This is a genomic window from Enterobacter sp. RHBSTW-01064 (genome assembly GCF_014103035.1).
In the GTDB taxonomy this organism is placed as follows: domain Bacteria; phylum Pseudomonadota; class Gammaproteobacteria; order Enterobacterales; family Enterobacteriaceae; genus Enterobacter; species Enterobacter mori.
Genome location: NZ_JABXOU010000002.1, coordinates 606795 through 627746, shown reverse-complemented (window position 1 = coordinate 627746; position 20952 = coordinate 606795). Strand labels below are relative to the sequence as shown.

Genomic DNA, 20952 nt, shown 5'->3' with positions numbered 1-20952 from the left:
TTTTCTAAGCATGACGGAGGAGAAGCGTTAGCGCGAATATGTCACGAAAAATTGAAGATTAGGCAATTTTTACCAGTGCACGACCGTGGAACTGGTTATCCATGATTTTACTGGCATATTCAGGTGCCTGGCTGAGCGTAATCTCAGTGGCGCTCTGGGTATAGAATGATTCAGGGAGGTCGCGCGCCAGACGTTCCCAGGCTTCTGCACGACGCGCAGACGGCGTCATCACGGAATCTACACCCTGCAGGCGAACGTTACGCAGAATGAATGGCATCACGGTGGTTGGCAGGGCAAAACCGCCCGCCAGGCCACAGGCCGCCACGCAGCCGCCGTAGTTCATCTGCGCCAGCACTTTCGCCAGGACTTTGTCACCGACGGTATCCACTGCTCCCGCCCAGATCTGTTTTTCCAGCGGGCGAGTTTCGGCAAACTCTTCACGGCCCAGAATTTGGTTGGCACCGAGTTGACGCAGATAGTCATGGGTGCTTTCGCGGCCAGACACGGCAGCAACCTGATAACCCAACTTGTGCAGCAGCGTCACCGCCGTGCTACCCACGCCACCGCTGGCACCGGTCACGACAATCTCACCGGACTCTGGACGAATACCGGCATCTTCCAGCGCCATCACGCACAGCATGGCGGTAAACCCTGCGGTACCGATGATCATCGCTTTGCGACCATCCATACCTTTTGGCAGCGGTACCAGCCAGTCACCTTTCACGCGGGCTTGTGAGGCCAGCCCGCCCCAGTGATTTTCCCCCACGCCCCAGCCCGTGAGCAGTACTTGCTGACCCGCATGGAAGCGAGGATCTTCGCTGGTATGCACGCGTCCCGCAAAATCGATCCCTGGCACCATCGGGAAATTTCGGATGATTTTACCCTTACCGGTAATTGCCAGGGCATCTTTGTAATTTAAACTGGACCAGTCGATATCGACGGTTACTTCGCCTTCGGGCAGTCGACTCTCTTCAATGGCTTGCACCGAGGCAAGCGTTTTGCCGTCCTGCTGTTCTAAGATCAAAGCCTGCATACAGGGTCCCCATTACGATTAAGATGATTGGAAAATAACGTCCGAAGACTATACTCGCTCAGTGCAACGCTATGCCGATTTAACGCAATAAATTGCCAGATACACCCGATTTGGTAGTATGCCGCATCTCAAATGCAAGTTAGCGCTTACTCGCTACCCCATCAACCCACGGAGTAATCTCAAGGATGCGATTAACGACGAAGTTCTCGGCTTTTATCACCCTGCTAACGGGGTTAACGATTTTTGTCACCCTGATTGGCTGCTCCTTAAGTTTTTATAATGCCATCCAGGACAAGCTGGTTAATCGGGTAGAGTCGGTTGCATCGGTTATTGATACGCGTTTGATTACAACTTCATTCCCGGCACTGTCGCCAGAGCTGGATGAGCTGATGGTGCCTGTTGATATTGTTCGGGTCGATATCGTCCAGGGAAAGCAGACAGTGTTCAGTCACACCCGGCGGGGGAGCTACCGTCCAGCCGGTACGGTCAGTCAGTATCGGGTCGTCACGGTCGATTCGCTTAAACATCCGGGTATGACCATTCGCATGGTCTATCAGGATCCGATGGCCAACTATTTTCACTCGTTGATGACCACTGCGCCTCTCACCATTGCTGTTGCTTTTATCGTGCTGCTTATTTTTCTGGCGGTTCGTTGGTTGCGCCGTCAGCTTGCCGGACAAGAATTGCTTGAAACACGCTCAGTAAGGATCCTGAACGGCGAGCGTGGCCCGCAGGTGCGGGGTTCGGTCTATGAATGGCCGACGCGCACCAGTAGCGCATTGGATGTGTTGCTCTCAGAAATCCAGTTCGCCAGCGACCAGCGTAGCCGCATGGACACGCTAATCCGCTCTTACGCGGCACAGGATAATAAAACCGGTCTGAATAACCGTCTCTTTTTTGATAATCAGCTGGCGACGTTGTTGGATGACTCCGAAAAGGTGGGTACCCACGGCGTAGTCATGATGGTCCGCTTGCCTGATTTCGATCTGCTGCGCGACACCTGGGGACAGCGTGTGGCGGAAGAGAACCTCTTTACGCTGATCAATCTCCTGTCTACTTTTATCATGCGCTACCCCGGGGCGCTGCTGGCACGTTATCACCGGAGCGACTTTGCCGTGTTATTGCCGCACCGCACGTTGAAAGAGGCGGAAAGTATCGCCAGCCAGCTGCTGAAAGCCGTCGATTCGCTGCCGCAAAGCAAAATGCTCGACAGAGACGATATGGTTCATATGGGGATCTGTGCCTGGCGCGGTGGGCAATCGACTGAGCAGGTGATGGAGCATGCGGAAGCCGCTACCCGCAACGCCGTATTGCAGGGCGCAAACGGATGGGCGGTTTACGACGATTCGCTGCCGGAAAAAGGACGCGGAAACGTGCGCTGGCGTACTTTGATTGAGCAAATGCTCAGTCGTGGCGGGCCACGGATCTATCAAAAACCGGCGGTCCTGAAAAATGGAAATGTGCACCACCGCGAGTTGATGTGCCGTATTTTTGACGGCTCGGAAGAGGTTATTTCTGCTGAATACCTGCCGATGGTGCTGCAATTTGGATTATCCGAAGAGTATGACCGCCAGCAGATAACCCGGGTGATTCCGTTTTTATCGTTTTGGCCGGAAGAAAACCTGGCATTACAGGTTACCGTAGAGTCGTTAATACGCCCTCGTTTTCAACGCTGGCTGCGCGATACTTTAATGCAATGCGAAAAATCGCAACGCAAACGCATTATTTTTGAACTTGCTGAGGCGGATGTAGGTCAACACATCAGCCGGTTGCGTCCGGTGGTGCGTTTGATCAATGCGTTGGGTGCGCGAGTAGCGGTCACGCAGGCCGGTTTAACGCTGGTCAGTACCCGTTGGATCAAGGAGCTGGATGTTGAGTTATTAAAGTTACATCCAGGTCTGGTAAGGAATATCGAAAAGCGCACGGAAAACCAGCTGCTGGTACAGAGTCTGGTGGAAGCATGCAAAGGAACGCAAACGCAAGTATTTGCCGCAGGCGTGCGTTCGCGAAGTGAATGGCAGATGTTGACAGAGCGCGGTGTAACAGGAGGTCAGGGGGATTTTTTTGCCGCCTCTCAGCCGCTTGACACCAATGTGAAAAAATATTTGCAAAGATACTCTGTTTGACCTGCCGTTTAATTTGTTTTCACGTAGAATATCGCGCCTGTAGCTTTGAGTATGACGAGCAAAACGCCAGTGAACGACCTTTAACGGGTTACAAATGAACATGAGGGACGCTGCTGTTTACTCAGCCCTGAGGGAATCCGGGGATGCATTTGTAACAAAGGAAACGTACTGCACAAATTTTCACCGCTGCAGATGATTTTTGCGCCTTGTCGCTGCTGCGTGTGGTTGGTAAAGTAAGCGGATTTTGTTTTCCGCCCCAGCTTTCAGGATTATCCCTTAGTATGTTGAAAAAATTTCGTGGCATGTTTTCCAATGACCTGTCCATTGACCTGGGTACCGCGAATACCCTTATTTATGTAAAAGGACAAGGCATCGTATTGAATGAGCCTTCTGTTGTGGCCATTCGTCAGGATCGTGCTGGCTCGCCAAAAAGCGTGGCCGCAGTGGGTCATGACGCGAAGCAGATGCTGGGTCGTACCCCTGGCAACATTGCCGCAATCCGCCCAATGAAAGACGGCGTTATCGCTGACTTCTTCGTGACTGAAAAAATGCTTCAGCACTTCATTAAGCAGGTTCACAGCAATAGCTTCATGCGTCCAAGCCCGCGTGTGCTGGTGTGTGTGCCCGTTGGCGCGACTCAGGTTGAACGTCGCGCAATCCGTGAATCCGCACAGGGTGCCGGTGCACGTGAAGTGTTCCTGATTGAAGAACCAATGGCTGCGGCAATCGGTGCGGGTCTGCCTGTTTCCGAAGCGACCGGTTCTATGGTGGTGGATATCGGTGGTGGTACCACTGAAGTGGCCGTTATCTCCCTGAACGGCGTGGTGTATTCCTCTTCCGTGCGTATCGGTGGTGACCGTTTCGACGAAGCCATCATTAATTACGTGCGCCGTAACTACGGCTCTCTGATTGGTGAAGCCACCGCAGAGCGTATTAAGCACGAAATCGGTTCTGCTTACCCAGGCGATGAAGTTCGCGAAATCGAAGTTCGCGGTCGTAACCTGGCTGAAGGCGTTCCACGCGGCTTTACCCTGAACTCCAACGAAATCCTGGAAGCGTTGCAAGAGCCGCTGACCGGTATTGTGAGCGCGGTAATGGTTGCGCTGGAACAGTGCCCGCCAGAACTGGCGTCCGATATCTCCGAGCGCGGTATGGTTCTGACCGGTGGTGGTGCGCTGCTGCGTAACCTCGACCGCCTGTTAATGGAAGAGACAGGAATTCCTGTCGTAGTTGCAGAAGATCCACTGACTTGCGTAGCCCGTGGTGGTGGCAAGGCGCTGGAAATGATCGACATGCACGGCGGCGACTTGTTCAGCGAAGAGTAGTCATTGTGAAAGGGTAGCGCATTGCTACCCTTTCTCTCTGACGCGAGAATACGCATAGCCTATGAAGCCAATTTTTAGCCGTGGCCCATCGCTACAGTTTCGCCTTATCCTGGCGGTTCTGGTTGCGCTTGGGGTCATTATTGCCGATAGCCGCCTCGGTACGTTCAGCCAGATCAGAACGTACATGGATACCGCCGTCAGTCCTTTCTACTTTGTATCAAATGGTCCCCGTGAACTGCTCGACTCCGTTTCTCAAACGCTGTCTTCACGCGACCAACTCGAACTCGAAAACCGGGCATTACGTCAGGAACTGCTGCTGAAAAACAGCGAACTGCTGATGCTGGGACAGTACAAGCAGGAAAACGCGCGTCTGCGCGAGCTGCTTGGCTCGCCGCTGCGTCAGGATGAGCAGAAAATGGTCACGCAAGTGATCTCTACCGTCAACGATCCTTACAGCGATCAGGTGGTGATCGACAAAGGCAGCGTCAACGGTGTATACGAAGGCCAGCCTGTTATCAGTGATAAAGGCGTTGTGGGTCAGGTCGTGGCGGTTGCCAAACTGACCAGCCGCGTGCTGCTGATTTGTGATGCCACCCATGCGCTGCCGATTCAGGTTCTGCGTAACGACATTCGCGTGATTGCGGCCGGTAACGGCTGTACGGACGATCTGCAACTCGAACATCTGCCTGCCAACACGGACATCCGTGTGGGTGACGTACTGGTGACGTCAGGTCTGGGCGGACGCTTCCCTGAAGGCTATCCCGTTGCGGTTGTCTCTTCCGTGAAGCTGGATACGCAACGTGCGTATACCGTCATCCAGGCGCGTCCGACCGCCGGTTTACAGCGTCTGCGCTACCTGCTGCTGCTGTGGGGGGCCGATCGTAACGGCGCCAATCCGATGACGCCTGAAGATGTGCATCGCGTGGCAAATGAGCGTCTGATGCAGATGATGCCTCAGGTTCTTCCTGCGCCAGACGCGATGGGGCCGCCTGCGCCTGTACCGGCTCCTGCTACGGGATTAACGCAGCCGCCACCGCCACCTCAAGTGTCGGGTGGAGGGCAGTAGTGGCAAGTTATCGTAGCCAGGGACGCTGGGTTATCTGGCTCTCATTTCTTATCGCATTGTTGCTGCAAATCATGCCCTGGCCGGACGACATCCTCGTTTTCCGGCCAAACTGGGTATTGCTCATTTTGCTCTACTGGATCCTCGCCCTGCCGCACCGCGTAAATGTGGGCACAGGTTTTGTGATGGGTGCCATACTGGATCTCATTAGCGGCTCTACGCTTGGCGTACGCGCGTTATCCATGAGCATAATTGCGTACCTCGTCGCACTCAAATTCCAGCTCTTTCGTAACCTCGCGCTCTGGCAACAGGCGCTGGTGGTGATGTTGTTGTCACTTGCTGCGGATATCGTTGTTTTCTGGGCAGAGTTTTTAGTGATCAACGTCTCTTTCCGACCGGAAGTGTTCTGGAGTAGTGTAGTAAACGGTGTGCTCTGGCCATGGCTGTTCCTGCTGATGCGTAAAATTCGCCAGCAGTTTGCCGTGCAGTAAAAGGTTTCTATGACGTCTATCTATCTTGCCTCTGGTTCTCCGCGTCGTCAGGAGTTGCTCACTCAGTTGGGCGTCTCCTTTGAACGTATCGTTACGGGTATTGAAGAGAAACGTGCTGAGGGTGAAAGTGCTCAGCAGTATGTTTCCCGTCTGGCACGTGAAAAAGCGCAGGCTGGCGTGGTGCAAACGCCACGTGACCTTCCGGTTCTGGGGGCGGATACCATCGTTATCCTTAACGGTGAAGTGCTGGAGAAACCGCATGACGCTGACCATGCAGCGCGAATGCTACGTAAAATGTCCGGGCAAACGCATCAGGTGATGACGGCCGTTGCGCTGGCGGACAGTCAAATCGTTCTGGATTGCCTGGTCGTGACGGACGTGACGTTCAGAGTGCTTACCGACGACGAGATCGCCGCTTACATTGCCAGCGGTGAACCGATGGATAAAGCAGGTGCATACGGTATTCAAGGGTTGGGTGGCTGTTTTGTCAGGAAGATTAATGGCAGCTATCACGCCGTAGTCGGCTTACCGCTGGTGGAAACGTATGAGTTGCTGAGCAATTTTAACTCACTGCGTGAGGGAAGGGATAATTATGACGGCTGAATTGTTGGTAAACGTAACGCCCTCGGAAACCCGTGTGGCCTACATTGATGGTGGCATTCTTCAGGAAATTCATATTGAGCGTGAAGCGCGACGCGGAATCGTAGGCAATATCTACAAAGGTCGTGTCAGTCGTGTACTACCGGGTATGCAGGCGGCTTTTGTAGATATTGGGCTCGATAAGGCGGCATTTCTTCATGCTTCCGATATCATGCCGCACACCGAGTGTGTGGCAGGTGAAGAGCAAAAACAGTTTGCCGTCCGCGACATCTCCGAGCTGGTGCGTCAAGGCCAGGATCTGATGGTGCAGGTGGTGAAAGATCCGCTGGGTACTAAAGGTGCCCGCCTGACCACCGACATCACGTTACCTTCCCGTTACCTGGTCTTTATGCCGGGTGCTTCGCACGTGGGGGTTTCCCAACGTATTGAGAGCGAAACCGAACGTGAACGTCTGAAAAAAGTCGTCAGCGCCTACTGCGACGAACAGGGCGGGTTTATCATCCGTACCGCCGCGGAAGGGATCAGCGAAGAAGACCTGGCATCCGATGCGGCCTACCTCAAGCGCGTCTGGACCAAAGTGATGGAGCGTAAAAAACGCAACCAGACCCGCTATCAGCTGTACGGTGAGCTGGCGCTCGCGCAGCGTGTACTGCGTGATTTCGCCGACGCGCAGCTTGACCGCATTCGCGTGGATTCCCGCCTGACCTATGAAGCGCTGTTGGAATTTACCGCCGAGTACATCCCGGAAATGCCAGGCCTGCTGGAGCATTACTCTGGCCGCCAGCCGATTTTCGATCTCTATGATGTCGAAAACGAAATCCAGCGCGCGCTGGAGCGTAAGGTCGAGCTGAAATCCGGTGGCTATCTGATCATCGATCAGACCGAAGCGATGACGACCGTGGATATCAACACCGGGGCGTTTGTCGGCCATCGCAATCTGGATGACACCATCTTCAACACCAATATCGAAGCCACGCAGGCCATTGCTCGCCAGCTTCGTCTGCGCAATCTGGGCGGCATTATCATCATCGACTTTATCGATATGAGTAATGAAGACCATCGCCGTCGCGTGCTGCACTCGCTTGAGCAGGCGCTAAGTAAAGATCGCGTGAAAACCAGCATCAACGGCTTCTCTCAGCTGGGTCTGGTGGAAATGACCCGGAAACGGACCCGCGAAAGCGTGGAACATGTGCTGTGTAACGAGTGTCCAACCTGCCACGGACGCGGTACGGTAAAGACGGTTGAGACCGTCTGTTATGAAATCATGCGGGAAATCGTGCGTGTCCATCATGCCTACGACTCAGACCGTTTTCTGGTCTATGCTTCCCCTGCGGTGGCGGAAGCCCTGAAAGGCGAAGAGTCGCACGCGCTGGCGGAAGTGGAAATCTTTGTCGGCAAGCAGGTAAAAGTACAAATCGAACCGCTCTATAACCAGGAGCAGTTTGACGTCGTGATGATGTAAACCGCAGTTCGCTGCGAGACCAAAGCTGACAAGGAGAGATGCGTGAGGCGATTGCCGGGGATTTTACTGCTTACAGGGGCAACGCTGGTCGTGATTGTCGCGTTGCTCGTGAGCGGGCTACGCCTCGTTCTGCCGCATCTGGATAGCTGGCGCCCGCAGGTGCTGGCGAAAATCGAATCCGCCACCGGCGTGCCGGTGGACGTAAGCCAGATCAGTGCGAGCTGGCAGAACTTCGGTCCAACGCTCGATGCGCGGGATATCAATGCCAGCCTGAAAGACGGCGGCCATCTGAAAATTAAACGCGTAACGCTGGCGCTGGATGTCTGGCAAAGCCTGCTGCATCTGCGCTGGCAGTTTCGCGATCTCACCTTCTGGCAACTCCAGTTCCTGACCAATACGCCGCTGCGCAGTGGTGATGGCGATCAGGGATTGGAAACCAACCGCATCAGCGATCTCTTCCTGCGTCAGTTCGATCACTTTGATCTCCGCGACAGCGAGGTGAGCTTTATTACCCTTTCGGGGCAGCGTGCCGAGCTGGCGATCCCACAGCTGACCTGGCTGAACGGTAAAGACCGTCATCGTGCCGAGGGACAGGTGAATCTCTCCAGCCTGAATGGGCAGCATGGCGTGATGCAGGTGCGTATGGATCTGCGTGACGACAATGGGTTACTGAACAACGGTAAGGTTTGGCTGCAGGCCGATGACGTCGATGTGAAACCCTGGCTGGGTGACTGGCTGCAGCAAAACATGCAGCTGGAAACCGCTCGTTTCAGCCTTGAAGGCTGGATGACGCTGACAAACGGGGAATTCGCCAGCGGCGACATCTGGCTGAAGCAGGGGGGCGCGAGCTGGAAAGCGGAGAACCAGCAGCATCAGCTTTCCGTGGATAATCTCACTGCGCACGTGACTCAGGAGAAAGAAGGCTGGCAGTTTGCTATTCCCGATACGCGCATCACCATGGACAACAAGCCGTGGCCACGCGGTGCGCTGACGCTGGCCTGGATGCCGGAACAGGATGTCGGCGGAGCAAGCAGCAAACGCAGTGACGAGCTACGTATTCGAGCCAGCAATCTGGATCTGACCGCCATCGAAGGGCTGCGCTCGATGGCCGCAAAACTCTCGCCTGACCTTGGTGAGATCTGGCTGGCCACGCAGCCGAGCGGGACGATCGACGCCCTGGGGCTGGACATCCCGCTTCAGGCGACGGAGAAAACGCGCTTCCAGGCCACATGGAAAGACCTTGCCTGGAAGCAGTGGAAACTGCTGCCAGGCGCAGAACACTTCAGCGGCAAACTGGAAGGTAGCGTGGAAAACGGCAGGCTGACGGTCGATATGCACGACGCCAAAATGCCGTATGAAACCGTCTTCCGCGCCCCGCTGGAAATCGAGCATGGCAACGCTACGCTGAGCTGGCTTAAGAATGACAAAGGTTTTCAGCTTGATGGCCGCGATATTGATGTCAAAGCAAAAGCCGTACATGCACGCGGGGATTTCCGCTATCTGAAGCCCGAAGGCGATGAGCCGTGGCTGGGTATTCTTGCAGGGATCAGCACTAGCGACGGCTCGCAGGCCTGGCGCTACTTCCCGGAGAACCTGATGGGCAAAGCGCTGGTGGATTACCTGAGCGGCGCGATCCAGGGCGGGCAGGCGGATAACGCCACGCTGGCCTATGGCGGTAATCCGCATCTGTTCCCTTACAAGCATAATGAAGGCCAGTTCCAGGTGCTGGTGCCGCTGCACAACGCCACTTTCGCCTTCCAGCCGGGTTGGCCTGCGCTGAAAAATCTGGATATTGAACTCAACTTCCTCAATGACGGATTGTGGATGAAGTCAGACAGCGTTGCGCTGGGTGGTGTGACGGCCAGCAATCTGACGGCAAATATCCCGGACTATTCCAAAGAGAAGCTGCTTATTGATGCGGATATCAATGGCCCGGGCAAGGCGGTTGGGCCGTATTTTGAGGATACGCCGTTGGATGATTCCCTGGGAGCCACCCTTCAGGAGCTACAGTTGGATGGCGATGTAAGTGCTCGCTTACATCTGGATATCCCGCTGGACGGTGAGATGACCACCGCGAAAGGCGATGTTCGTCTGAACAACAATAGCCTGTACATCAAACCGCTCGACAGCACGCTGAAAAACCTCACGGGGCAGTTCAGCTTCGTGAACGGCAACCTGAAGAGTGAGCCACTTAAAGCGAACTGGTTCAATCAGCCCGTCAATATTGATTTCTCAACCACCGAAGGGGAAAAGGCCTATCAGGTGGCGGTTAATCTGGATGCTAACTGGCAGCCTGCCAGAATGGATGTTTTGCCGAAGCCAATCGCGCAATCGGTGGAGGGCGCCGTTTCCTGGAACGGTAAGGTCGCTATCGATCTGCCTTATCACGCCGGCGCCCGCTATAAGGTCGATATCACTGGCGACCTGAAAAACATCAGCAGCCAGCTTCCCGCGCCGCTGGATAAACACGCCGGGCAGGCGCTGCCAGTGAAGCTCAACGTTGATGGCAACCTCAATAGCTTCGCGCTGACCGGCAGCGCAGGCGAGACAAACCACTTCAACAGCCGCTGGCTGCTTAACCGCAAGCTTACGCTCGACAGGGCCATCTGGACGACTGACAGCCGCACCACGCCGCCGCTGCCTGAACAGGCAGGCATTGAACTTAACCTTCCGGCGATGGACGGTGCTGAATGGCTGGCGCTGTTCCAGAAAGGCGTGGGGCAGAACGTAGACGAGACCGCTCAGTTCCCGCAGACCATTACCCTGCGCACGCCTGCGCTGACGCTGGGCGGACAGCGGTGGAACAACCTGAGCATTGTCTCTCAGCCGACGAGCAACGGGACAAAGGTAGAGGCTCAGGGCAGGGAAATTAACGCCACGTTAAATATGCGCGATAACGCGCCGTGGCTGGCCGCGATCCGCTACCTCTACTACAACCCGACAGTCGCGAGCAGTCAAGACCAGGCCGCAGGCCCGTCGCCGTTCAGTAACGCTTCCCGCATTGATTTCAGCGGCTGGCCCGATCTGCAGCTACGCTGCGCGGAATGCTGGCTGTGGGGGCAAAAGTACGGACGCATTGACGGAGATGTTGCCATCAAAGGCAATACGTTGAGCCTGACCGGTGGGCTGGTCGATACCGGCTTTGGCCGCCTGACGGCTGCGGGCGAATGGGTCAATAACCCAGGCGAGCAGCGCACCTCGCTGAAAGGCGACATCAAGGGCAACAAGCTGGACGCAGCGGCTAACTTCTTTGGCATCAGCACACCGCTTCGCGGCTCGTCATTTGACGTCAATTACGATCTGCACTGGCGCGCGGCGCCGTGGAAGCCGGATGAGGCTTCGCTCAACGGGATACTGAAAACCCAGTTCGGCAAAGGTGAAATTGCCGATGTGAGTACCGGGCGCGCCGGGCAGATCCTGCGCTTGCTGAGTTTTGATGCCCTGCTGCGCAAGCTGCGCTTCGATTTTAGCGACACCTTTAGCGAAGGTTTCTACTATGACTCCATTCGCAGTACGGCGTGGATCAAGGACGGCGTTCTGCACACTGACGACACGCTGGTCGATGGCCTGGAAGCGGATATCGCCATGAAAGGCTCGGTGAACCTCGTGCGTCGCGAGCTGGATATGGAAGCCGTGGTGGCGCCGGAAATTTCCGCAAGCGTGGGCGTTGCGGCGGCCTTTGTGGTGAACCCGATTGTCGGTGCGGCGGTGTTTGCCGCCAGTAAAGTGCTGGGGCCACTGTGGAGCAAGGTCTCGATTCTGCGCTACCGCATCACCGGTCCGATCGATAAACCGCAGATTAACGAGGTGCTGCGCCAGCCGCGCAAAGATGCACAGCAATGATTTGACGTGGGCAGGTAATTGCCTCACTCTCAATAAATACGATCTTTTTACCGCCACGGGCGGCAACGAACGAGTAGCAATACGATGAGTCTGAACCTGGTAAGTGAACATTTGCTCGCAGCGAACGGCCTGAGCCATCAGGACCTGTTCTCCATTCTTGGTCAACTGACCGAACGCCGTCTCGACTACGGCGATCTCTATTTCCAGTCGAGCTATCACGAATCCTGGGTTTTAGAAGACAGCATCATTAAAGATGGTTCTTATAACATCGATCAGGGCGTCGGCGTGCGTGCCGTCAGCGGCGAAAAAACCGGTTTTGCCTATGCCGATCAGATTAGCCTGGCTGCTCTGGAGCAGAGCGCGCAGGCCGCCCGTACTATCGTGCGTGATACGGGTGATGGCCGCGTGAAAACCCTGGGCGAAGTGCAGCACGCTGCGCTGTACACCAGCATCGATCCGCTGCAGAGCATGAGCCGCGAAGAGAAGCTGGATATCCTGCGTCGCGTGGACAAAGTGGCGCGCGCTGCGGATAAACGCGTGCAGGAAGTGTCTGCCAGCCTGAGCGGCGTCTATGAACTTATTCTGGTAGCAGCGACTGACGGAACCCTGGCCGCTGATGTGCGTCCGCTGGTGCGTTTGTCGATCAGCGTGCAGGTCGATGATGACGGCAAGCGTGAGCGCGGCTCAAGCGGTGGCGGCGGTCGTTTCGGCTATGACTGGTTCCTGGGCGATGTTGACGGTGAAGCACGCGCTGACGCGTGGGCAAAAGAAGCCGTGCGCATGGCTCTGGTGAATCTTAATGCTGTCGCGGCACCCGCGGGATCATTCCCGGTTGTTCTGGGCGCTGGCTGGCCGGGCGTGCTGTTGCACGAGGCGGTGGGCCACGGTCTGGAAGGCGACTTTAACCGTCGCGGAACGTCCGTATTCAGCGGTCAGATTGGGCAGCTCGTCTCTTCTGAACTGTGTACCGTCGTGGATGATGGCACCATGCTCGATCGTCGCGGCTCGATTTCTATCGACGACGAAGGTACGCCAGGCCAGTACAACGTGCTGATTGAAAACGGCGTGCTGAAAGGCTACATGCAGGACAAACTCAACGCGCGCCTGATGGGCGTTGCGCCGACGGGCAACGGCCGTCGTGAATCTTACGCGCACCTGCCGATGCCGCGCATGACCAACACCTATATGCTGCCGGGCCAGTCCACGCCGCAGGAGATTATCGAATCCGTCGATTACGGGATCTTCGCGCCAAACTTTGGCGGCGGCCAGGTGGACATCACCTCCGGTAAGTTTGTTTTCTCCACGTCAGAAGCGTATCTGATCGAGAAAGGCAAAGTGACCAAAGCGGTGAAAGGCGCGACGCTGATTGGCTCCGGTATTGAAGCCATGCAGCAGATCTCCATGGTCGGCAACGATCTGAAGCTGGATAACGGCGTGGGCGTCTGCGGTAAAGAGGGCCAGAGCCTGCCGGTTGGCGTGGGCCAGCCAACGCTGAAAGTGGACAACCTGACGGTAGGCGGCACAGCCTGACCTGACCATGCATAAAAAAAGGCGCTACTGATGTAGCGCCTTTTTTTTAACGTAAGTTACCCAGCGGTATCTCCGGATCCGGCTCGTGAGTGATGCGATTACGCAAATCACGGCGAATGATTTCGATCGACCAGAACCAGACCAAATGGCCCACGATCTCTGACACGTGTTCATACCACGGCAGCTCAAACAGCGGTGGCGTCAGCCCCATCAGCGGGAAGGAGATCATATGAACAAAAAGCTGAGCTAACGCACCCGCCAGTAAACCCTGCCAGAGTTTAATTTTCGGGAAGACTTCAGCAACTACGCAATAACCTACGGCGAACACGATTGAGAAAATAATATGTGTTACGCCGACCCAGTTAAATATATGTCCTGCAAATGTATAAACCGCCGCGTTAGGATCGACGACGCCCAGCCAATCGCGTAAAAAAACATAAGGTGGGTTTAAAAAATTGCGGGAACAGTCAATCTGACTTGCTGCCCGTAATAATTGCTCTGGCCCGCATGCGCCGGTAAATAAATCTGTCGGACTGCGTGGCGGAAGCGGCACCTCGGCTCCCCATTTGACAAACGCGGAGACAATCCCTGCAATCAAACCAATGAACGCGGCGAGTCCATAGCGCCTGCGCGAAGGCGGTGTTTGTTCGAATATATTCATCTCTTTTCCTTGTTTAACGTCATCCTGCGAAATACATTTTATTATTCATGTTGGTAACAAATATATAACAGTCTGATGCTCAGACTGCTTATAAGGTAAATGTCGGGTGGCGGGAGTGTCAATTAGCCATTCCTGAGAGGAGGGCGGAAATATTCCTGGAGGAATGTGGGTACCATCCGGGGAATATTCATGCCAGATATGATTATAGCGATTACTTTATTACTCCTTTCTTCTGCCGCGCATCCCCTGAAACAGCTCCGCCACTTCGACAAAATACTCGGTCAGGTAGTTAATACACACCTGTACTTTGAGAGGCAGTTTGTCCTTCTCGGTATACAGAGCGTAGACCGGACGTGGATCGGACTGGTAACGCGGGAAGAGGATCTCCAGTACGCCGCTGTTGATCTCATTGATCACCCACATCAGCGGCACGTAAGCGATCCCGGCCCCGGCGACCAGCCAGCGGGAGATCGTCATCGGATCGTTGGTGACGAAGCGGCCTTCCGGCAGCAGTTTGGTGGAGAGCCCCTCCGGGGCAATCAGTTCGAATTCGTTGTCCGGGCGCACGCTGTATTCCAGCCACGAGTGGTTGCTGAGATCGGCAGGCTTCTCCGGAACGCCGTACTGTGCCAGATAGCTTTTTGAAGCGCAGACCACCATCGGCATGCTCCCCAGCCGACGTGAAAAGAGACTTGAATCTTGTAACGCCCCGACGCGGATCACCACATCTAATCCGTCGGCGATCAGGTCCGGCGCAGGGATGCCCGTCACCAGATTCACCGTTAAACCCGGATACTCTTTCAGCATTTCCGCCGTCATGGCAGCGAGAACATTTTGTGCCATAGTTGAAGAACACCCAATGCGCAGCGTGCCGATGGGGGTGTTATTGAAGGCGTAGAGCTGTTCGTGCACATCCTGCACTTCGTGCATCATTCGGCGGCAGCCCTGGTAATAAATTTTACCGGCTTCTGTCAGGCCAATGCTGCGGGTACTGCGGTTGAGCAGCTTCACCTGCAGCTCATCTTCCAGTTTTGACACCGTCTGGCTGATGGAAGAGACACTCATCTGCAATTGACGCGCAGCGGCGGTAAATGAGCCGAGCTCCACCACTTTGGCGAAGACGGACATGCGTTTTAAACGTTCCATTGTTCACTCTGGCTTAAAAGTGATTTAGATCACATATTATAGATAACAGCATAACAGTTACGTTAATATATTATTAATTACATAACGGCTGCGCCATTCTCGCCCGGCGTTTCTTGCTCTCCTGCGATGGCGTGCGCTAAAAAAAATCTGAAGCCTGCACTCTCTCTTATCAAGGTCAACATGAGTCTGTTTCCTGTAATCGTGGTGTTCGGTCTGTCGTTCCCACCGATATTTTTCGAGCTTCTTTTATCACTGGCGATCTTCTGGCTGGTGCGCAAGGTGCTGGTCCCTACCGGGATCTACGATTTCGTCTGGCACCCTGCATTGTTCAATACCGCGCTGTATTGCTGCCTGTTCTATCTGATATCGCGCATGTTTGTCTGAGGTTGATGTGAAAACGCTAATAAGAAAAGTCTCCCGCACTGCCATCACCATGGCGCTGGTCGTTCTGGCGTTTATCGCCATTTTCCGCGCCTGGGTTTATTACACGGAATCACCGTGGACGCGTGATGCGCGTTTCAGCGCCGATGTGGTGGCGATTGCCCCCGACGTGGCCGGTCTTATCACCGCGGTTAACGTCCACGATAACCAACTGGTGAAAAAAGATCAGGTTCTGTTCACCATTGACCAGCCCCGCTATCAAAAAGCGTTAGAAGAAGCGGAAGCGGACGTGGCCTATTACCAGGCGCTGGCCGCGGAGAAACGCCGCGAGGCAGGCCGCCGTAACCAGCTGGGCGTTCAGGCAATGTCCCGCGAAGAGATTGACCAGTCCAACAACGTGCTGCAAACCGTGCTGCACCAGCTGGCGAAAGCGCAAGCAACGCGCGATCTGGCGAAGCTCGATCTCGAACGCACCGTGATCCGCGCGCCGTCCGATGGCTGGGTCACCAACCTGAACGTCTATGCCGGGGAATTCATTACCCGTGGCTCCACCGCCGTAGCGCTGGTTAAACAGCACTCTTTCTACGTGCTCGCCTATATGGAAGAGACCAAGCTGGAAGGGGTACGTCCAGGGTATCGCGCGGAGATCACGCCGCTCGGCAGCAACCGTGTGTTTAAAGGTACCGTCGACAGCGTCGCGGCAGGGGTCACCAACTCTAGTAGCTCTAACGATACCAAAGGGATGGCGACGGTGGATTCTAACCTAGAATGGGTCCGTCTGGCGCAGCGCGTGCCGGTACGTATCCATCTTGATGAGCAGCAGGGGAACCTGTGGCCTGCGGGCACCACGGCAACGGTGGTCATCACCGGGGAAAAAGACCGCGATGCCAGCCAGGACTCTATTTTCCGTAAAATCGCCCACCGCCTGCGCGAGTTTGGTTAATCGTTATGGGACTCTTTTCCATCGCCAGCCAGCACATTCGCTTCGCCGTGAAGCTGGCATGTGCCATCGTGCTGGCGCTGTTTGTCGGCTTTCACTTCCAGCTGGAAACGCCCCGTTGGGCGGTGCTGACGGCAGCTATCGTTGCGGCTGGCCCCGCCTTTGCCGCGGGCGGTGAACCCTACTCTGGCGCCATCCGCTACCGCGGTATGCTGCGTATCGTCGGGACGTTTATCGGCTGTTTCGCCGCGCTCACCATCATTATTTTGATGATCCGCACCCCTCTGCTGATGATCATGGTGTGCTGTATCTGGGCAGGGTTCTGCACCTGGGTCTCGTCGCTGGTCAAAGTTGAAAACTCCTACGCATGGGGGCTGGCGGGCTATACCGCGCTGATCATTGTCATCACCATCCAGTCCGAACCGCTGCTTGCGCCGCAGTTTGCGGTTGAACGCTGCAGCGAGATTGTCATTGGTATCGTCTGCGCGATCGTTGCGGACCTGCTTTTCTCCCCGCGTTCCATCAAGCAGGAAGTGGACCGTGAGCTCGACGCGCTGATTGTTGCCCAGTACCAGTTAATGCAGTTGTGCATCAAGCACGGTGACAGCGAAGAGGTCGATAAAGCGTGGAGCGGCCTGGTGCGCCGCACGCAGGCGCTGGAGGGGATGCGCAGCAACCTCAATATGGAATCTTCGCGCTGGGAACGCGCCAACCGTCGCCTGAAAGCGATCAATACCGTTTCCTTAACGCTGATCACCCAGGCGTGCGAAACCTATCTGATTCAGAATACCCGCCCGGAGGTGGTAACGGACACGTTCCGTGAGCTCTTTGACGAGCCGGTCGAAACGGTGCAGGACGTGCACCGACAGCTCAAACGCATGCGTCGCGTTATCGCCTGGACGGGGGAGCGCGATACGCCGGTGACGATTTATACCTGGGTTGGGGCTGCGACGCGCTACCTGCTGCTTAAGCGCGGTGTGACGGGTAATACCAAAATCAGCGCGGCGGAAGAAGAGGTGCTGCAGGGCGAAGTGGTGATCAAGCCGGAATCCGCCGAGCGCCATCACGCTATGGTCAACTTCTGGCGTACCACGCTGGCCTGCATGCTCGGCACGCTGTTCTGGCTGTGGACCGGCTGGACGTCCGGTAGCGGTGCGATGGTCATGATTGCCGTCGTTACCGCGCTGGCGATGCGTCTGCCCAACCCGCGCATGGTCGCTATCGATTTTCTCTACGGCACCATTGCCGCACTGCCCATCGGTGCGCTCTACTTCCTGGTGATTATCCCGTCGACGCAGCAAAGCATGCTTCTGCTCTGTATTAGCCTGGCGGTAATGGCATTCTTTATTGGGATAGAAGTGCAGAAGCGCCGCCTGGGATCGCTGGGTGCGCTAGCCAGTACCATTAACATTATTGTGCTGGATAACCCGATGACCTTCCATTTCAGCCAGTTCCTCGACAGCGCGTTAGGTCAGCTGGTGGGCTGTTTCCTGGCGATGATGGTGATTCTGCTGGTGCGGGATAACTCTCAGGCGCGGACCGGTCGTGTGCTGTTGAATCAGTTTGTTTCGGCTGCCGTATCATCCATGACAACCAACGCCGCACGCCGTAAAGAGAACCACCTTCCGGCGCTTTATCAGCAGCTGTTCCTGCTGCTCAATAAATTTCCGGGGGACGTTGCCAGGTTCCGTCTGGCGTTAACCATGATCATCGCGCACCAGCGCCTGCGGAATGCGCCTGTGCCGGTTAACGACGATCTGTCTGCCTTTCACCGCCAGTTGCGCCACACGGCCGACCATGTGATCGCGGCGTCCAGCGATGACAAACGACGTCGCTATTTTAAACAGCTGCTTGAAGAGTTAGACATCTACCAGGAGAAGCTTAAGGTCTGGAACGCGCCGCCTCAGGTAACCGAGCCGGTTGGGCGATTGGTCTTCATGCTGCATCGCTACCAGAATGTCCTGACTGACAATTAAGTGAGCTTAAAAACCGACGCCAAAAGCGTCGGTTTTTTTGTGGCTATACTTAGTTCTGCAGGCTCTTACATTCAGGAAGGGAGGACACATGACTACCCAGGCTCTCCAGGACAACATTCTTTTTCAAAACGGATATCTTGTTAACGGCATCTGGAAAACACTCGACACCACGTTTGACGTGCTGAACCCGGCGACAGGTGAGGTGATCGCCAAAGTGGCGAAAGCCGGTAAAGCGGAAACCGAAGAAGCGATTGCCGCCGCGACCAAAGCCTTCCCCGCGTGGCGCGCCAAAACCGCGAAGGAGCGTTCGACGATCCTCTACCGCTGGTATGAGCTGATTATCGAAAACAAAAGCTGGCTTGGACGGCTAATGACCACCGAACAGGGCAAGCCCCTGAAAGAAGCCGAGGGCGAAGTGGAGTATGCCGCCAGCTTTATCCAGTGGTTTGCTGAGCAGGCCAAGCGCGCGAACGGTGAAATTATCCCTCCGGTTAAACCCGGCTCCCGCATTCTGGCGACCCGCGAACCTATCGGCGTGGTTGCCGCCATTACGCCGTGGAACTTCCCAATGGCGATGCTCACCCGCAAGCTCGGTCCGGCGTTGGCCGCAGGTTGTACCGGCGTGATTAAACCCGCCAATAATACTCCGCTGAGCGCTTTTGCACTGCTCACACTGGCGAAGCAGGCCGGTGTGCCAGACGGCGTACTCAATGCGGTGGCGGGCAATACGCATGAAATCAGCGACGCGATCATGGCCAGCCATGATGTGCGCAAAATCTCGTTCACCGGGTCAACCTCTGTGGGGAAAACCCTGGTGCGCAACGCTGCCGAGACGATGAAGAAAGTGTCAATGGAGTTGGGGGGCAATGCGCCCTATATCGTTTTTGAGGATGCAGATATTGATGCAGCCGTTAAGGGCGCGATTGCGAATAAGTTTCGCAATGCCGGGCAGGTCTGCGTCAGCGTAAACCGTTTTTATATTCAGGAAACGGTCTATGACAAGTTTGTGAACCAGCTCGCCGATGCGGTAAACGCTTTGAAAGTCGGCAACGGTCTGGAAGAGGGCGTCGTTGTTGGCCCGCTGATTGACGGTTCCGCCGTCGATAAAGTACGCGAACATGTGGAAGATGCCGTTGCAAAAGGCGCCACGGTGCTGGCAGGCGGCAAAGCGCATTCCCTCGGCGGCAACTTCTGGGTGCCCACGGTACTCGGTGATTGTCATGAAGGAATGAAGCTGGCGGAAGAGGAGACGTTTGGCCCAGTGGCAGCCTGCTTCCGGTTTACGTCAGAAGACGAAGTGATTATGCGCGCCAATAACACGCCTTACGGGCTGGCGGCCTATTTCTATACTCAGAACCTGTCGCGCGTGTTCCGCGTCTCACAGGCGATTGAAAGCGGGATGATTGGGATTAACGAGTGTGCCGTCTCCACCGAACTGGGACCGTTTGGCGGCGTAAAAGAGTCCGGGCTGGGGCGCGAAGGATCCGTGCTGGGGCTGGAAGAGTTTCTGGAAGTCAAAACCCTGCATATCGGGGGATTATAATAGACAGGGCGGCATATTCCGCCCGCCTGTACCGGGTGGCTGGCAATGAAAACGTATACCTTTGATTTTGACGAAATCGACAGTCAGGACGACTTTTATCGAGAATTTACCCGGGTATTCAACCTGGAGCGGGAAAGCGTCACCAATCTGGATACGCTGTGGGATGTGGTTACCGGCAGTCAGTTGCCCTTACCGCTGGAGATCGAGTTCATTCATTTGCCCGACAAGCTGCGCAGACGCTTTGGCGCGCTGATCCTGCTGTTTGATGAAGCTGAAGAAGAGCTGGAAGGGCAGTTGCGTTTTAATGCGCGACATTAAAAAAAAGCCCCTGACCGTGAGGCCAGGGGCAAGTCGTATGCGCAGATACGACGAGGGTTTATTTATACAGTTCAGCAGTTGCGTGCCAGGTGTCACCGCTACGCGCCTCAATGATGCGATAAGAGGATGCACCTTTTTCTTCCGCTTTCTTGTTCAGCATCTCATGCATATCCATCGGAGACGTACCGACCGCGCCAATAGACACCGTGCCGATTGCCTCACGGGATTGCGCCTGATCTGCGTTGATGGAATCAGCCGCAAAAGCGCCGAATGACAGGACAGACAGGATACTCAGAGCCGCTACAGTAGTTTTGATTTTCATGATTCTTTACCTCGTCGAATTTTTTAGTGGGGTCTTGCTTTGTGACCCTCATCACAAAATCAAGTATACACTAATAACGTGATAAATTAATACCAGACTAATTGTTTCATATGTTATTACGTGTTAACGGATAAGATTTATATAACCAAAATGCATAAAAATGGTTACTTTATCATCAGCTCATGATGTTAA

The 20952-nt window shown here is 55.2% G+C and carries 17 protein-coding genes; 13 read left to right on the top strand and 4 right to left on the bottom strand.

The window, feature by feature from the left end:
• Positions 1-58: 58 nt before the first annotated feature.
• Positions 59-1033, bottom strand: a complete 975-nt coding sequence (locus HV355_RS08880) for an MDR family oxidoreductase (protein WP_182401650.1) — start codon at positions 1031-1033, stop codon at positions 59-61.
• Between the two features lie 185 nt (positions 1034-1218).
• Here HV355_RS08880 and csrD point away from each other — a divergent pair, with 185 nt between their 5' ends.
• From csrD to tldD, 8 genes are all read left to right on the top strand, one after another.
• Positions 1219-3159: an RNase E specificity factor CsrD gene (gene csrD, locus HV355_RS08875; protein ID WP_108416107.1), complete on the top strand. Its 1941-nt coding sequence runs from the start codon at positions 1219-1221 to the stop codon at positions 3157-3159.
• 281 nt (positions 3160-3440) lie between these two features.
• Complete coding sequence (gene mreB, locus HV355_RS08870; protein WP_000913396.1) at positions 3441-4484, top strand: rod shape-determining protein MreB; 1044 nt, start codon at positions 3441-3443, stop codon at positions 4482-4484.
• A 61-nt stretch (positions 4485-4545) separates the two neighbouring features.
• On the top strand, positions 4546-5550 hold the full coding sequence (mreC, locus tag HV355_RS08865) for a rod shape-determining protein MreC (RefSeq protein ID WP_010436162.1): 1005 nt from the start codon (positions 4546-4548) through the stop codon (positions 5548-5550).
• Entirely contained in the window at positions 5550-6038 is a 489-nt protein-coding gene (gene mreD / locus HV355_RS08860) for a rod shape-determining protein MreD (protein WP_010436160.1), read from the top strand. The genes mreC and mreD overlap by 1 nt, the downstream gene beginning before the upstream one ends.
• A 9-nt stretch (positions 6039-6047) precedes the next feature.
• Complete coding sequence (locus HV355_RS08855; protein WP_182401648.1) at positions 6048-6641, top strand: Maf family protein; 594 nt, start codon at positions 6048-6050, stop codon at positions 6639-6641.
• Positions 6631-8100 (top strand): ribonuclease G, encoded by a 1470-nt coding sequence (rng, locus tag HV355_RS08850; protein WP_010436156.1) that lies wholly within the window; start codon positions 6631-6633, stop codon positions 8098-8100. The genes HV355_RS08855 and rng overlap by 11 nt, the downstream gene beginning before the upstream one ends.
• Before the next feature lie 42 nt (positions 8101-8142).
• The gene (gene yhdP, locus HV355_RS08845) at positions 8143-11943 is read left to right on the top strand and encodes an AsmA2 domain-containing protein YhdP (protein WP_126815462.1); all 3801 of its coding nucleotides are present in this window, start codon (positions 8143-8145) and stop codon (positions 11941-11943) included.
• A gap of 84 nt (positions 11944-12027) precedes the next feature.
• Positions 12028-13473, top strand: a complete 1446-nt coding sequence (gene tldD, locus HV355_RS08840) for a metalloprotease TldD (protein ID WP_182401646.1) — start codon at positions 12028-12030, stop codon at positions 13471-13473.
• 46 nt (positions 13474-13519) lie between these two features.
• On the opposite strand, the gene HV355_RS08835 is transcribed toward tldD, so the two are convergent.
• Both HV355_RS08835 and aaeR read right to left on the bottom strand, forming a co-directional pair.
• Complete coding sequence (locus tag HV355_RS08835) at positions 13520-14134, bottom strand: YagU family protein (protein WP_010436150.1); 615 nt, start codon at positions 14132-14134, stop codon at positions 13520-13522.
• Positions 14135-14353: 219 nt separating this feature from the next.
• On the bottom strand, positions 14354-15280 hold the full coding sequence (gene aaeR / locus HV355_RS08830; protein WP_120159709.1) for an HTH-type transcriptional activator AaeR: 927 nt from the start codon (positions 15278-15280) through the stop codon (positions 14354-14356).
• Between the two features lie 180 nt (positions 15281-15460).
• On the opposite strand from aaeR, the gene aaeX reads away from it, so the two are divergent.
• The 5 genes from aaeX to HV355_RS08805 all read left to right on the top strand — a co-directional run bounded on the left by aaeX (position 15461) and on the right by HV355_RS08805 (position 20438).
• Entirely contained in the window at positions 15461-15664 is a 204-nt protein-coding gene (gene aaeX, locus HV355_RS08825) for a p-hydroxybenzoic acid efflux pump operon protein AaeX (RefSeq protein WP_003860416.1), read from the top strand.
• Between the two features lie 7 nt (positions 15665-15671).
• The gene (aaeA, locus tag HV355_RS08820) at positions 15672-16604 is read left to right on the top strand and encodes a p-hydroxybenzoic acid efflux pump subunit AaeA (protein WP_042715204.1); all 933 of its coding nucleotides are present in this window, start codon (positions 15672-15674) and stop codon (positions 16602-16604) included.
• Between the two features lie 5 nt (positions 16605-16609).
• Positions 16610-18577 (top strand): p-hydroxybenzoic acid efflux pump subunit AaeB, encoded by a 1968-nt coding sequence (aaeB, locus tag HV355_RS08815; protein WP_182401644.1) that lies wholly within the window; start codon positions 16610-16612, stop codon positions 18575-18577.
• A gap of 88 nt (positions 18578-18665) precedes the next feature.
• On the top strand, positions 18666-20120 hold the full coding sequence (locus HV355_RS08810) for an NAD-dependent succinate-semialdehyde dehydrogenase (RefSeq protein WP_042715202.1): 1455 nt from the start codon (positions 18666-18668) through the stop codon (positions 20118-20120).
• Positions 20121-20165: 45 nt separating this feature from the next.
• Positions 20166-20438, top strand: a complete 273-nt coding sequence (locus HV355_RS08805) for a barstar family protein (RefSeq protein WP_010436138.1) — start codon at positions 20166-20168, stop codon at positions 20436-20438.
• Positions 20439-20496: 58 nt separating this feature from the next.
• Here HV355_RS08805 and yhcN read toward each other — a convergent pair whose 3' ends face one another.
• Positions 20497-20760 (bottom strand): peroxide/acid stress response protein YhcN, encoded by a 264-nt coding sequence (yhcN, locus tag HV355_RS08800; protein ID WP_010436136.1) that lies wholly within the window; start codon positions 20758-20760, stop codon positions 20497-20499.
• Positions 20761-20952: the final 192 nt, after the last annotated feature.